The organism is Pseudomonas sp. IT-P253 (genome assembly GCF_949768125.1).
Taxonomy (GTDB): Bacteria; Pseudomonadota; Gammaproteobacteria; order Pseudomonadales; family Pseudomonadaceae; genus Aquipseudomonas.
Genome location: NZ_CATKPT010000028.1, coordinates 22,610 through 37,872, shown reverse-complemented (window position 1 = coordinate 37,872; position 15,263 = coordinate 22,610). Strand labels below are relative to the sequence as shown.

9 protein-coding genes and 2 pseudogenes are annotated in these 15,263 nt (G+C 51.8%); 7 read left to right on the top strand and 4 right to left on the bottom strand.

What is annotated here, in order from left to right; translation table 11 throughout:
* Nucleotides 1–539 precede the first annotated feature (539 nt).
* Nucleotides 540–647, bottom strand: a complete 108-nt coding sequence (tnpB, locus tag ACM6IR_RS16155; protein ID WP_414908674.1) for an IS66 family insertion sequence element accessory protein TnpB — start codon at nucleotides 645–647, stop codon at nucleotides 540–542.
* Between the two features lie 649 nt (nucleotides 648–1,296).
* Between tnpB and ACM6IR_RS16150 the strand changes: the two genes are divergently transcribed.
* From ACM6IR_RS16150 to ACM6IR_RS16120, 7 genes are all read left to right on the top strand, one after another.
* Nucleotides 1,297–2,739 (top strand): UbiA family prenyltransferase, encoded by a 1,443-nt coding sequence (locus tag ACM6IR_RS16150; RefSeq protein WP_414908656.1) that lies wholly within the window; start codon nucleotides 1,297–1,299, stop codon nucleotides 2,737–2,739.
* Complete coding sequence (locus tag ACM6IR_RS16145) at nucleotides 2,736–4,049, top strand: FAD-binding protein (RefSeq protein ID WP_414908655.1); 1,314 nt, start codon at nucleotides 2,736–2,738, stop codon at nucleotides 4,047–4,049. The genes ACM6IR_RS16150 and ACM6IR_RS16145 overlap by 4 nt, the downstream gene beginning before the upstream one ends.
* A complete protein-coding gene (locus tag ACM6IR_RS16140) occupies nucleotides 4,046–4,786 on the top strand; it encodes an SDR family oxidoreductase (RefSeq protein WP_259152524.1) in 741 nt (246 codons plus the stop codon). The genes ACM6IR_RS16145 and ACM6IR_RS16140 overlap by 4 nt, the downstream gene beginning before the upstream one ends.
* Nucleotides 4,787–4,974: 188 nt before the next feature.
* Entirely contained in the window at nucleotides 4,975–6,906 is a 1,932-nt protein-coding gene (locus ACM6IR_RS16135; RefSeq protein WP_414908654.1) for an ArnT family glycosyltransferase, read from the top strand.
* Nucleotides 6,903–7,853 (top strand): NAD-dependent epimerase/dehydratase family protein, encoded by a 951-nt coding sequence (locus tag ACM6IR_RS16130; RefSeq protein WP_414908653.1) that lies wholly within the window; start codon nucleotides 6,903–6,905, stop codon nucleotides 7,851–7,853. The genes ACM6IR_RS16135 and ACM6IR_RS16130 overlap by 4 nt, the downstream gene beginning before the upstream one ends.
* Nucleotides 7,854–7,855: 2 nt before the next feature.
* Entirely contained in the window at nucleotides 7,856–9,142 is a 1,287-nt protein-coding gene (locus ACM6IR_RS16125; protein WP_414908652.1) for an NAD(P)/FAD-dependent oxidoreductase, read from the top strand.
* Complete coding sequence (locus tag ACM6IR_RS16120; RefSeq protein WP_414908651.1) at nucleotides 9,139–9,537, top strand: GtrA family protein; 399 nt, start codon at nucleotides 9,139–9,141, stop codon at nucleotides 9,535–9,537. The genes ACM6IR_RS16125 and ACM6IR_RS16120 overlap by 4 nt, the downstream gene beginning before the upstream one ends.
* A gap of 506 nt (nucleotides 9,538–10,043) precedes the next feature.
* On the opposite strand, the gene ACM6IR_RS16115 is transcribed toward ACM6IR_RS16120, so the two are convergent.
* The 3 genes and pseudogenes from ACM6IR_RS16115 to ACM6IR_RS16105 form a co-directional block, all read right to left on the bottom strand.
* Nucleotides 10,044–13,754: a rhamnan synthesis F family protein gene (locus ACM6IR_RS16115; protein ID WP_414908650.1), complete on the bottom strand. Its 3,711-nt coding sequence runs from the start codon at nucleotides 13,752–13,754 to the stop codon at nucleotides 10,044–10,046.
* A gap of 350 nt (nucleotides 13,755–14,104) precedes the next feature.
* Nucleotides 14,105–14,417: pseudogene (locus ACM6IR_RS16110) on the bottom strand (IS5/IS1182 family transposase); the annotation flags it as partial.
* Between the two features lie 344 nt (nucleotides 14,418–14,761).
* Nucleotides 14,762–15,065: pseudogene (locus ACM6IR_RS16105) on the bottom strand (class I SAM-dependent methyltransferase).
* Nucleotides 15,066–15,263 lie beyond the last annotated feature (198 nt).

Here is a 15,263-nt window from a genome sequence, read left to right as displayed (position 1 = left end):
CAGCCTTTGCACCTTCCAGCTGCGAACTGGAGCGCGCCGCTTTTGAAGGCGCTTGTGCTGCTCTGCCAAGACGTCGTTGCGATAAAGCGTGTCGGGGAGGTCAGGAGCGTAGGAGTTCCTGAGCCTTGGATCGCTCGTCGCCTGTCGTTTCGGATCCGGCAGGTCTCGGTATTGCGAGTTTCGAGGAGCTCACACTATCGTGGCACAGGTCGCGCCCGGCGCTGCTGAGAGACGCCGTCGTTTATTCGTATGCAATCCACGAAGTACACCTACCGCCGGATGTGCTTCCCGTTTACCGTGACATGTCCGGTGAGCAGTTCCACGGCAACAACGTCTCGTAGTCGACCACCGTGCGCATGCGTGGCTGCTCCAGTGGCGCAGCCACGCATTGGAGCGTCTGCCACAAGCCTCGAGCGTAGAAGACTTCGAGGCCTTGCTGCCGCGGAACTACACGCCGAAAATTCCAAGATAGCCATAGATCCCCACCTTTAAAGTATGGGGTTAATGCAACTCTTACGATACGTTCAGCTCTTGTACGGTCAGCACGATCGCCTCATCCGTGATGTCGGGCGAGGTTTTGAACGTTCAGACTCCAGGCGCTTAAGCCAAAGGCAAAAGCCGTTGCGCTCCCAATAAAGGATTTTCACTAGATTACGAGGGCGATTCAGAAAGACGAAAAGCACGGGGTCAAATACCTGTCAAAAATGTGTCCGTTACAGGATGTGAAACAATCAGGGCTCGAGTCGGCGTTGCTGGTAGATCCAGTCAACGATATCGCCATCGGGGGGTGTAGCCACTGACGGCTCGCGTAGGACCTGTCTAGCGCGGGTGTAATCGTCCAACCGCGCCGAGCGTTCGCCTTCCTGTCGTAAACCGGAGTTGCGAGCGAATGCCACTGACCTGGAGCGGCGGGGCGGAAAGATCAAATTCAGCAATTGCGAGAAGCGGATCGGTGCCCGGATCGACGCCAAGGCGAGCGGAGTGGTCTACGGAGAGAACGGTGAAAAATGGAAGATTCTCGAGGGTTAGTGACGCGCCTCACTCTTTGTGCGGGGATCCAATCAAGTTGACCAGGTCAGGGATGGGCTGCGTTACGACTCTGTGATCACCCTCATCACCGCATGCCCTGCCAGTCAATTTATTAGCCACTTCCCGTGAATCCATGTGTCATCCGTGGTACCATTTCGCGCAAATTAAAGCCTGATGGCCTTTTAGTAGCCTTTGCTAAGATCTCCGTTGTTTTCCTGATCTTATTTTGTTTTTGTTTGAGTAGCCAATATTCAGGGAAGAGCTCTTGTGACTGTCTATATTACACCTCCCACTATTCCGCTTATTGTCGATCTCGACGGTACCCTGCTGCGCTCCGATCTGCTGCTGGAAACAGGTATGGCTTTTGTTCGGCATAAGCCATTGAGCCTGTTTAAACCCTTTATTTGGTTGACCAAAGGCAAGGTGGCTTTAAAGGAAGGTCTCGCCCAGGCTACCCATATTGATGTCAGTGTCCTGCCTTTCGATCCTGCGGTCATTGAACTAATTGAAGTCGAGCGGAATAACGGTCGGACCATAGTGCTGGCGACAGCCAGCCATTACAGCCTGGCCGAACGTATTGCTGAACATCTTCAATTGTTTGACCAAGTGCTGGCCTCTGACAGCAAGCGAAACCTGTCGGCCCATCGTAAACGCGATCTGTTGGTCGAGCACTATGGTGAGCAGGGCTTTGATTATGTGGGTAACTCTCATGACGACGTCCCAGTTTGGGCGGTTGCCCGGAAGGCTTATGTGGTCAATCCGGAATCCGGTGTTGAGCGTGGCGCTCGGGCACAAGGCAATGTCGAACAGGTGATTTACTCCAATCCTTCCAGGCCGAAGGACTGGTTGAAGGCGTTGCGGCTGCACCAGTGGATGAAGAATGCGCTGATTTTCGTACCTCTAATGGCGGCGCATCAACTGACCAACCCCATGCTCCTATGGCAGGGAGTATTGGCCTTTCTGTTTTTTGGGCTATGTGCCTCCAGCGTCTATCTACTTAATGACTTGCTGGATCTCGCCGATGACCGACATCATCACTCCAAACGGCATCGTCCATTTGCCGCTGGACGATTGTCGATCAAGTCCGGGCTACAGCTCTTTCCCATATTATTGGTTGGCGCTTTTTCAGGGGCTGCATGGCTTCTGCCTTGGGAGTTTTCCGGAACCCTCATTGCATACTACATATTAACTCTCGCCTATTCGCTGTCATTGAAACGACAGATGGCTATCGATGTGATCGCCCTGGCTGCGCTTTATACCCTGCGCATCATAGCTGGCGCGGCAGCATTCAGTTTGGAACTGACATTCTGGATTTTGGCGTTTTCGATGTTCATGTTCCTGAGCCTCGCACTAGTTAAGCGCTACGCAGAACTGCGAGAAGCAAGGCGCAAGGGCGATACCGGGAAAACCCGTGGGCGAGGCTACTATCCCGCCGATCTGGAAATGATTTCCTCGCTGGGCGCGTCTTCCGGTTATCTAGCCGTAATGGTCTTGGCTCTATACATCCATGATCAGGCTACAACCGGGCTTTATGCCCACCCACAAGTGATCTGGCTAGCCTGCCCGCTGCTCTTGTTCTGGATCACTCGAGTGTGGATGCTCACTCATCGCGGGCAAATGCATGATGACCCTGTAGTGTTCGCCATCCGCGACCGCAGCAGTCTGGTCGTTGGCGCTTTGTTTGGGCTAGTGTTCTGGGTAGCAGCATGACTCGTCCGCTGCACTCTTGGGGATGCTATCCCTATGCCCCGCAGACTGCACACGCTTGTAGCTGGCGTAGCGAAGTCGAGGCTCTGCGCGATGCTGTGGTCGCCACGCACGGAAGCACCCTGCCGTATGGCAACGGACGTAGTTATGGAGACAGCTGCCTAGCCGCGAGCGATCAAGTGTTGCACATGGGAGCCCTGAATCGCTTCATCCAGGTTGATTGGCAGCAAGGAACCGTACAAGCAGAGGCCGGTGTAACCCTCGCCGAGATCCTGGCAATTTCCATCCCGCAGGGCTGGTTCCTGTCAGTCACACCTGGCACCCAGTTTGCCACCCTCGGCGGGGCCATCGCTAACGATGTCCATGGCAAGAACCATCACCTGCGCGGCACCTTTGGCAACCATGTGCGGCGTTTGGGTTTATTGCGCCATAATGAAGGAGTGCTGACCTGCTCTCCTACCGAGCATCCCGAATTTTACACCTCTACTATTGGAGGTTTAGGTCTGACTGGAATTATCGTGTGGGCAGAAATTCAGCTTATCCCCATTCGCACCAGCCAGATCGACAGTACCGTAGTGCGTTTCGGCAATCTGGGCGAATTCTTCAGCCTGTCCGCCGAACTCGATCACCAGCATGAATACAGTGTCGCCTGGATCGACTGCCTGGCAAAAGGCACTCAGACCGGGCGGGGCGTATTCATCGTGGGTGACCACGCACGTTATGGTTCACTGGAAGTGGACGAGCGAGCGAAGTTTAGCGTGCCGCTGACACCGCCAGTGTCTCTAATCAACAACCTGTCATTGCGAGCCTTCAATGATATGTATTGGAGGGTGCATCCTGCCCAGAGCACACGCAAACGCGGTGACTACGAGCCCTTCTTTTATCCGCTGGATCGCATACTGCATTGGAACCGTATCTACGGGCGCCGAGGTTTCCAGCAATACCAGTGCGTGATACCCGACGCAGTGGCCGAGGTAGTCATGCACGAGTTGCTGGAAGCCATTGCAGACTCTGGCCAAGGCTCGTTTCTCGCCGTGCTCAAACGCTGTGGCAACATCGCCTCGCCAGGCCTGCTGTCCTTCCCTCTCCCCGGCACCTCTCTAGCCTTGGACTTTCCGCAGAAGGCTGACTTGGTGCGGCTATTTGCAAGGCTGGATGCCATCGTTCGCGAGGGTGGTGGTCGCCTGTATCCGGCCAAGGATGCCCACATGACCGGCGGCGATTTCCGCAAAGCATACCCCGCATGGGAACGACTGGAAGCACTGCGTGATCCCTCTCTGAATTCCCACTTCTGGAAACGAGTTACTGCATGAAACGAATTCTAATTATTGGTGCAACATCGGCCATTGCCGCTGCCTGTGCACGTCTATGGGCCGAACAAGGCAGCGAGTTTTTTCTCGTGGCCCGTAACCTCGAAAAACTAGAACAAACCGCAGCCGACCTGAAAGGTCGAGGCGCCAAATCAGTAACACTTCACTGCATGGATGCCACCGACTTTGTAGCACACGGCGCAATGCTCGACAGTTGCCTAGCGACCTTACAGCAAATCGATATTGCCCTCATTGCGCACGGCACATTGCCCAATCAGAAAGTCTGCGAGCAGGACGTTGGCGTAGCGCTCCAGGAATTTGCCAACAATGGTACGTCGGTGATCGCCCTGCTAACGCTGCTGGCCAACCAATTTGAAACCCAGCGTTGTGGCACCTTGGCTGTGATTACCTCGGTAGCTGGTGACCGCGGTCGTCCGTCCAACTACTTATACGGTACCGCCAAGGCTGCAGTTTCCACCTTTTGTGAAGGTCTACGAGCACGTCTGTTCAAGGTCGGTGTACATGTCATTGACATCAGGCCGGGCTTTGTCGATACACCGATGACTCAAGGCTTACCATTACCTGCTGCACTGCTGGCCAAGCCTGAGCAGGTGGCCCTACGCATTGTAAAAGGTACTGATCGCAAAGTTGACGTCCTCTACGCCCCGGGATTCTGGGTATTAATCATGATGATAATTAAGTTAATTCCTGGCGTAATTTTCAAAAGAATGAATATGTAAAATCACTTACTTCCAGACGGGTGGACAGTGCGAATGTTGTAGTTATGCTGCAGGCGCAAATTGTTGCGCAATAACAATGTACCGCGCTTCTGGTCATTGATCATGATGGTCATCCGGAAGTTGCCGCAATTCATATTCAAAAAATAAATTTCTGATATTCAAACTTTTAGACGGACTGGGGTGGATCCTTGAAGCTATTCAAGCTGGCAGATAATGAGCTGCTGATCGAGCGCAGTATCAAATGCATTGCCGTATTGACGGTGCTTTACGCGACCTATCTGGCGCTTCGCTTTTCGGGGCAGCCATTGCTTGAATTGTTCGGCTTTCGCCAGACCCAAACAGCGCTGACCTCCTTCTGGTTCATCAAGGAGGGTTTCAAGTTCGCCTACGAAACACCCGTCTCCGGCGCCCCCTGGTCAATCCCGTTTGAATTCCCGCTCTATCAGGCGCTGGTGGCGCTGATCAGCAAGTTCACGGGCCTCGATCTGGGCAAGGTCGGCAGGATCGTTTCTTTCGTGTTCCTGGTGCTGTGCCTGCTGCCGACTCGCTCAATCTGCCAGTCGTTGAAGCTAGCCCCGCGCAGCTTCTATATTTTCGCCGGTCTGCTGTTCTCCAGCCCTCTTTACCTGTTCTGGGGTCGCACCTTCATGATCGAGACGGTGGCGGTGTTCTTCGCCGTTGCCGCGATTAAGTATTTCCTCGATTTCCTGGCCGCAGGTCGCCACCGGGACGCGATTTATTTCACCACTCTGATTTCGCTTTCGATCCTGCAAAAAGCCACCACCGGCCTGCCGGTGCTGGCGGTAATGGCACTGGTATTCCTGGTCCACGAAACCCAGCGTAATGGGGGCATGTTCAAAGCCATCAGTGCACGTAACATCACCTTGGGCATTCTGCTGTTCGCGCTGCCTATCGTGTTCGGGGTTGCCTGGACCCACTACACTGACGTGCTCAAGAACGAGAATGAATTCGGCAGCGCCCTGACGTCCAGCGCACTCTCGACATGGAACTGGGGTACTTTGCCTCAACGCTTTTCCAAGCTGTTGTATGGCGAGGTCATCTGGTCACGCATCGTCAAGGGCAACCTGTCGGGCGTCTTCGGTATCGCAATCATCCTTTGCGCCCTGTTGATGGCTCGCGACACCAGAACTCGCCTGGTGGTGCTGACGAGCTGCGTCCTGGCATTGCTGCCCCTGTTCATATTCACCAATCTTCATCTAGTCCATAGCTACTACCAGTCGGCCTGCGTCATTTTCATCATCTTCGCACTGGCCGTGGCGCTGTCCGAAGGCCTCGCTCATCCGCAGTCTCGCCTTTGGATATTGGGGCTGTTCGTTGCCTTGCTGGCCAACAACTACAGCACCTTTGCACAAGGGTATGGCGAAAACCTGCAACAGAAGATTGACCTGAGCAACTCTAAAGATCTTCTAGTGGCTGACACGCTGAAGCACAACATGAAGGACGGGGAGGCGTTTACCCTGTACGGCAACGACTGGAGTTCGTCGATCGTCTACTACGCACAACACAAGTCATTCACCATTGCCAACAGCTTCAAGGATCTGGACAAGACCATCGAATCCCCCGAGACCTTTCTGGGTGGCGCGCCCCTGGGCGCGGTAGTCGCGTGCCCTCCGGTTGAGAAGCCCAGCCTTGGCCAATTGGTTAACCAGCAACACAAAGACGGTCAGTGGAAGGTCGCCGAAGTATCAGGCTGCTACATCAGCCTGCCACAGACGAACGTAGGCCTGGACCTACCGAAGACCCCAGCGCAATGCATTGGCAGCCTCGACTTCGCGAACCCGACCACGCAGAAGCTCGCAGGCGCCATTGAAGCCAAGGGCTGGACCGTCGTGGATGCGGCCCGAAACCAGCTGTCGTCACAGGTCTACATCACCCTCACCGATGCCCACCAGAACGTGCGTTACTATGATGCGACCCAGTACGCACGCCCTGATGTAAACGACTTCTTCAAAAAATCCGACCTCGGCAACGCCGGCTTCGGCCGCGTTATAGACACCCGCGACCTCAAGGGCAGCTATGCCGTTGGCGTGGCCCGCGTGGTAGGCAAGGAACTGCAGTTGTGCCAATTTCGCAAAGACATCCAGGTTGACCCGCAATGACCGCTATTAATCTTGATGAACGTATCATCCTGCCCGGCGGTGCCGGGCTGGTCGGACAGAATCTGGTAGCTCGCCTCAAAGCCAAGGGCTACAGCAATATCGTGGTCATCGACAAGCACCGCGAAAACCTGGAGATCCTCAAGCGCGTGCAGCCTGATGTGACCACCATTTTTGGTGACCTGTCCATGCCCGGTGAATGGCAACAGGCCTTCGCCGGTGCCAATGTGGTCGTCATGCTGCAGGCACAGATCGGTGGTATTGACTATCAGGAATTCGTCGACAACAACGTCAATGCGACCCGCCTGATTCTTGAACAGATCAAGCTGCACAGCATCGACTATCTGGTGCACATCAGCTCTTCGGTGGTCGAATCGGTGGCCGACGACTTCTACACCAAAAGCAAAATAGAACAGGAAAAGATGGTGCTTGAAAGCGGTATCCCCTGCCCGGTGTTGCGCCCGACTCTCATGTTTGGCTGGTTTGACCGCAAACACCTGGGCTGGCTGTCGCGCTTCATGAAGAAGGTTCCTGTCTTCCCGATTCCTGGTCATGGCCGCTACATGCGCCAGCCGTTGTACGTGGGCGATTTTTGCAATGTCATCATCAGCTGCATACAAAACCGTGTGCGCGACAGCATCTATAACGTATCGGGGCACGAAAAAGTCGACTACATCGATATTATTCGCGAAATCAAGCGTGCCACCGGCGCCAAGGCCGTGATCGCACGCATTCCCTACGGCCTGTTCTACAGCCTGATCTGGACATGGAGCCTGTTCGACAAGAACCCACCCTTCACCACCCAACAGCTGGCTGCACTCAGCGCCAAGGACGAATTCGAGGTCAATGACTGGCCCGGCACCTTCGGCGTGACCTACACGCCGTTTGCCAAGGCGATACAGGAAACCTTCAACGACCCCACTTACAGCAAAGTGGTTCTGGAGTTTTGACGATGGGACAAAGAGTTGCCGTGCTGGGCGCTGGCCCCATGGGCCTGGCAGTGGCCTACCAGTTGGCCAGGGACGGGCATAAACCCGTGGTATTCGAGGCGGATGACCGTGTGGGTGGAATGACCGCGGCGTTCGATTTCTCGGGCACCACCATCGAGCGCTACTACCACTTCCACTGCATTTCTGACCATGCCTTCCTGAAGGTACTGGACGAGTTGGGCTTGGCGTCGAAAATGCGCTGGGTCGAAACCAAGATGGGCTATTGGTATCAGAACCGCTTGCAACCCTGGGGCAATCCCATTGCTCTGCTCAAGTTCAAGGGCCTGAGCCTGACAGCCAAGTTCCGTTATGGCCTCCACGCATTCCTGTCCACCAAGCGAAATGACTGGAAGCCTCTGGACAACGTCGAAGCCACGGGCTGGATCAAGCGCTGGGTCGGGGCCGAGGCTTGGGAAGTGCTATGGAAGCGCCTGTTCGACTACAAGTTCTACCATTACACCGATAACCTGTCGGCAGCCTGGATCTGGAGCCGCATTCGCCGCATCGGCCGCTCGCGCTATAGCCTGTTCCGCGAAAAACTCGGCTACCTGGATGGCGGTTCTGACACCCTGTTGCAGGCGCTGAAGGCCGATATCGAAAAACACGGCGGCATCATTTGCCTGAGGTCGCCTGTCAACCGCGTAATCATCGAAAACGGCAAAGTTCAGGGTGTGGTCTGCGGGGAAGAAATCCAGCGCTTCGACAAAGTCATCAGCACCGTGCCGCTGCCCTACGTGCCCTCCCTGATGCCGGACCTGCCGCAGGACATTCTCGCGCGCTTCGCAGCCCTCAAGAACGTCGCGGTAGTCTGCGTGATCGCCAAGCTGCGTAAGCCTCTGACCGAGAACTTCTGGCTCAACACCAACGACCCCGAAATGGATATCCCCGGACTTGTCGAATACACCAACCTGCGTCCAATGAACGAACACATTGTCTATGTGCCGTTCTACATGCCTAGTGAACATCCTAAGTTCGCCGAACCGGACCAGGCGTTCCTCGACAAGGTGCGTCGCTACCTAAAGAAGATCAACCCGGCACTGAACGATGAGGACTTCATCAATATCCACGCCAGCCGCTATCGGCATGCCCAGCCCATTTGCGACCCGGGCTATCTGGACCGGCTGCCGCCGGTTTCGCTGCCGGTACAAGGCTTGTGGGTAGCCGATACCTCCTACTACTATCCCGAGGATCGCGGTATTTCCGAGAGCATCGATTTCGGCAGAAACATGGCAAGGGATGCAGTTAAGTGAAACAACTGCTTAATCGACAGTTTCTTGCCTTTCTGCTAACGGGGGGTAGCGCAGCTACCGTCAACTTCTTCTCGAGGATCTTTTATAACCAATGGCTGAGCTTTTCAGTCTCGATCGGGCTCGCCTACCTGACCGGCATGATCGCCGCCTTTGTACTGGCACGAATGTTTGTCTTTACCGAAAGCCAACAGCCCATCCATCACTCGGCAATGTTCTTTGTACTGGTCAACCTCGTTGCGGTCGTACAGACATGGATCATCAGTATTGGCATGGCATCGTACATTCTGCCGGCAATGGGCATGGAGTCCTTCAAGCATGAAATAGCGCACGCATTCGGCGTGGCAGTGCCGGTGTTTACCAGCTACTTCGGTCACAAGCGCTGGTCATTTCGCTGAAATCGCGCGTAGAGGAGCCCGGGCCATGGGCCCGGGCTCCGGCAATTACGCCGCCTTGGGCGGCGCCCACAGCACATTCAACAATGCATATAAGCGCTCCATGAACTCCACCTTTAAATTGTGGGGTTCTTGGAGCGCTTACCGATGAACAGCGTTAAATCATGGTGATGGGCTCCTGATGAAAATCGGGAGCAAAACTTCTGCCGTCAGCTATCCGCTTGGAATGTGGAGTTGATACGTTTTTTGGCGTAGGACGCATCATAACGGCGAGCCCCAGAAGAGAATCGGGAACACAGCATCCGGGATCAGGTGGCGGGTTTGAATTATATGGAGCAGATACGAACAACCTGAGCGAATATTATAATCCTCCCTCTAAAAACAATTAAACAGCCTAACCAACACTCAAAAACTAAACCAGAACACACAAAAATAAAATAAAAACGCAGTTTACAGAAGACATTAAAAAATGGCTTTTTGCCTGGCAAGCAAAAAGCCATTTTAGCGACTTAGCGTGTGCTACCTCTAACATTCGTTACTGCATATTCAAAGCCCTCGTTTTCACAGACCAAGGGAATGATACGTTCTAGTGCATGCAGCAACGAGCCATCATACGGAAGGGGCTCTGCAGGATAATCCTCCCACTTCAAACACAAATTAACTAGTGGTGCCAATACTTCTGAGCGAGCCCAGAACATCGTCCCTACCGGGAAATTAATATTCTTAGGAAGTTTGTCAAGCGACAAACGCAAAGCCAGTTCTTGAGCAGGTTTTTCGTTTGCATCCCAACCCACAACATTCGAATCATCTGGAAAAATCAATCCAAATTTCGGATTCAAGCACATTTGACCAACGATGACGTCAGCCATATTTCCAGCTGCTCCGCCCAACAAATTATCCAAGAGGAAGTTGAACCATTTTCTACCAACCTCCAAGTCTTTGACATCAACAGTTTTCTTCGTGTGAATATGCCCAACAATTTGATAATTTTTTACGAGCTCTGAACCGAAAGCAGTCAGCAAGGGACCGATGTCTCTCCCTCTATTTGGAACAACTTCAACACAGACAGCCTCTACGTTACCAGCCTTTAATAGAGCCAGGATTTCAAGTTTAGCTTCTAACGACGGAGCACTGATAAATAGATCTGGCCTTACCTTGTTTGCCTTCAGTCTTTGCAAAATTTCCGGGAGTAAATCCGGATAGTATACGTGAATATGAAGCGCTATCTTTGTGTCATCCAACACTTCGGCAACTATTGTCTTTGGCGTCAGCACTGGACGCAGCCAAGAGCCCCGGGGTTCGCCGGCCTGAAGAAAATGGGAGTACGGATCAATCTCAAGATGGTCGAGATTATTCTGTTCAAGATAGATACCTGGATGAAAGCCCGGAAAAGGTTTTTTTCTGCCTATTCCGCGCACCCAAGAACGCATATACATACAAAGCAGGTCGCTATCACTAAAGTTCACCCGATGAGAATCTCTGAGAAACTCAAAATCGGTCAAACCAGATTCTTTCACAATCAAATAATCTGCATATTCCTGCTTCGTTCGCGCTTCGACAACATGCGCAATCCGTTCCAAACTTTCGATATATTTATTCATATCGAAATAATCGTGAGATTTAGAACGACTCTGCCTACTGACGTCAGCTCTCAAATTTTGAGAGTTTGCTAACGAAAGGATTTTTTCTGCCATTGATACAGTATCCAGATACGGCGCAACACATTCCTCAGCAAGACCGCACGAAGATAAGAAGTCAGCTATACCCGTAGTTTTATCAAAACACACAATCGGTAAGCCGTGGCTGAGTGCATCAATGGCGACATTGGGCAGCGGATCCAGTCGCGACGTCAGCAGGAAAATATCGGAGTTTTCATACACCGTATCGATGGCAAAAGTTTCGGAAATGAAGAATACATTTTTCTCGAGGTTCGCTCTTGCTATTTGATCTGCCAAATAGACAGAATAGCCTATGTCGTGATCCGGATTGTACCCTTGTCCAACCCAGACAAAACGACAGTTTTTACCACCTGGTGCATTGACCACCCTTGCAGCACATTCTATGAAAAGGTCTACTCCCTTTCTCAGCTGCACATAACCGGCTCCAAGGATTACGACCTGCCCCTCCGCACTCCCATTAGGTCGCATTGCATTTATAATGCGTTGTTGCTCCCTCTCGATATCGGAAGAACTATGGTTCTCGGGAGGCAAAAGGCAGCGGCCTTGGGGAAGAATATGCGTATGCCCTTTGTTTAGCTCCGCGTACTCCGCCTGGGCACTTTTCAATGTAATGTCTGTTGAAAATATCAGCTCACCTGACCAAAAAAGCGCTTCTCGAAATGCACTGCGAGGTCGAGTATTTGCGGCGAATTCATGCACTAGGCTTAAGCAAGGAACAAACCGCTCGGCAAGAGCAGGCAGTACGTATCTGGCTTCAATACTATTCGCTATTGCGCAATCTATATTGAAACGCTCAAGTATCTGTTTTACGATCGCCTTGGTAATTACCGAGTTATTTTTTATATCCGCGAAGGGCCCAATTACCGCAGCACCTGAAGCTAAAAATGCATCCTCTAAATCCCCCCCACCAAGAAGAAGGGCGACAACGTTGTACTTTTTAGACAGGTTTATAATTATATTGAGACTTAATATAGGTGCGCCTGTCCTGGAAGCTTCGTGACTGACAACCAAAAACGTTTTGCGTAATGGATCGATAGACCCGTTTGCACCCCGAACTTCAAGAGCAGGCATGGCTCCCATGCGCCCCTCCCTTTTACCTGTAGATCGGTAATGCACCTCTGGATCTACTCCGGAGTTTTTTACATCAGGGTAAAGAGCACGATATAACTCAGCATCAAAAATGTCCGCGTCTTGGATTTCAATAGAAAGCGGACGTCCTTCAATAGCTCCATTCACAAGGAAGTGTTCTTCTGGAGAAACCCCGATAGCAGCCACATCTGAGTTAGCATGTAAATATTTATTGTACTCAAAGCTAAAATGCTTTGAAAGCACACGTGCAAATGGGTGCTCAACCGCCCCCAATAGCTTACGCGCCGCTCGCATAGCTTTCCACGGACGGGAAGAAAATATAATTTTCAGACACTCGGCCAGAACTACAGTTAGCTGATGTTTACTATCCAGCAATACCTCGAACTGATGATGAGCCTCTGTATTTCGCTCATTCAAGGAACGATTTTGCTGCCTCAGGGAAAGATTTTCATCTCGCTGCTTAACCAATTCAAGTTTTAACTTCTCCCGCTCAGTCAGTACAGTGGAAACTTTCGCTTCTAGCCCCTTCAGTCGCCCCTCAAGTCCATCAGAGAGTTCTCTAAGCTTGGATTGTTCTGCCTGAGCATCTTTTATCTGTAGGTGAAAATCAGAGATCCTGGAGTGCCGACCTTTAATCATACTGATCCCTCTCAGCGCCATATCGAGTGCATCTTGACTCAATTCGGCTTTACCCTTAGGCACGTCCAAAGGGTAGTTGAAAGCAGTAAAATCACCAGCATACAAAAGTTTTATCAACTCCGCAGACCTTGAAGTAATAAAGCTTTCGGAGTAAGGAATTAGACTTTGGTTAGCTCGATTTGTCACAAACGGGGCAATAAACTCATCACCTACAATACTTTCAAGCTCTGCTTCCAGGCTCAAAGTATCTTCCAACTGCGAAACAATGTCGTACTTTATTAAATCAGGACGCAGCAAGGCTACTTGTGGAGTCCAATGCGGATCCAAGAAACTCGGAGCCTCAACAGCCAACAAATATTCAAGAAAACCTTCAAAAGCATTCGCGATATCAACGATGCTCGCTATTTTATGAAAATAAAACTCTTGCTTAACATACCGCCCTATCTGCAATGGCTCACGAAGTAAAATTTTTGATTGCCACGCTGAAAATATACGTTCGTAAGGATTTCGAACCACCGCAAAACGAAAAACCCCATCAGCGTTAACGAGCTCACCCAGCCGGGACTCGGAAAGACCGGTAACTGATGGGGCAACCAGATGAAAGGTGTCATGGATGGTTAACTCTGGCGTACTCTCTAAACTTTTGAGGTCTTTATTGATGTCAGGCACATAACCTTCAAGCTTAGCGAACCACCATTTTAATGAAGTGGAGCCCGCTTTCGGCGTCGACACATAAAAAATCTTATATTTTTCAGAGTAGCATGAGCTATATCTCATCAACTCCAATTGACCTCTAGAAATAACACCAAACATAACACACCCACCCTTTATCACAGAATTTTTTCATACAACAACAAGCCGTCTACAGCACTTTACTAATAGGTAACTAACCCATGAGTTAACAACGCCAAAAAAAATTCCTATTTAATGCCGGAGAGACTCGAAACACCAAAGCATCCATGACACGATAAAACTTATTCGGCTGATAGTTCGACCATAGCCCGCGCCCAGTAAAACAAACGCACGACTGTAGATTCATGACACGAGAGAAATCAACTGTGGACCGCTGTCCAGCCGCGGCCATTCTAATAACTTTGTGATCTTTCGGATATTGCAGCCCTGCCACTTCAAACTCGAATAACATTTTAATGAGCGACCCGAAATAAAATGGTGGAGTCGTCAAGAATCGGATCGCCCAGCGTGAGCCGGGTGAACTGGCGTAGCAAGTTAATTTCATGGAACACATCCATCGTCGGATCACTTCAAGAAAAACCAGTTTTGCAGCAAATGAATAGACCGCACGGTCTCCAGAGGATACAACTTACGACCATCACCCACCTTGGGAAAGTACGGTTCAATCAGCGCCAGTAATCCGCTCCAGGGCACCACCCACGCCATTTCAGCCAGAAAGCGTTCACGCCCGGGTTGCTTACACTTGCTGGCGTATTCGAAATCGGAACAGCTCATCTGGTTCATGCCGGGCTCGGGTCAGGTAGTCATGGCGTATTCAAGCACATCTGAGGACTTGTTCCGAGTTTCTCCGACACACCTACGACAAAAAAAACTGCGAAAGATCGACAGTCGGGTGCGCTTTCTGACCAAGCGCGTGAAAAGCCTAAAAGTCGAACGCGATCACCCCTACGCCCCAAACAAAGTCCACTTCTGCACGCGGGTGACGATCGAAGACGAGCATGACAGGGCATCGCCCTTCCACATCGTAGGCACTGACGACTGGACCTAAAACTGTATCTGATCAGCAGCGCCCCCCATACACTGGCGAACAGTTCGTGTACATCGTCGCGATCGACTACCCCTGAATCTCAGCGACGAGTTATCAGACCTAGGCGGGCGATGCGCGTCAGCTGCCTGATGACCTCGGGTGTATCTTCGAAGCCAGGTGATGACGGCCAGGTCGAAGCTGTCGCCGGCCAAACGTACGATCAACTCACCGTCTTCAAAGAACTGGACCAGAATTGCCGAAAGGTTTCCGTTATGTTGTGGCCAGCCGTCAAAATAGCGAAGCAAGGTGGGCTGGTATCAGTCAGCAAAGAGGTTTTTTGGATTGCGCATGGTAGGGTATGCCGTGATCGGCGCAGTACGAAGTAAGGGGCGTAGTGCATTCATCGCGCCTCAAAAGCCTGCATGACAGGTGAGAGGCAGCACCGAACCAGCGCTTTAGCGGTATTTCGGCCTGCAGCATACGCGGTAACTGTGTCGGACTTGACCACAGGCGCAGCAATAGAAGCGCTGGTCATCAGGGCAAAACAGAGAGTAGAAGTAGCCTGTACCCATAAGTGACGCTCCATGACATTGATAAGGAAG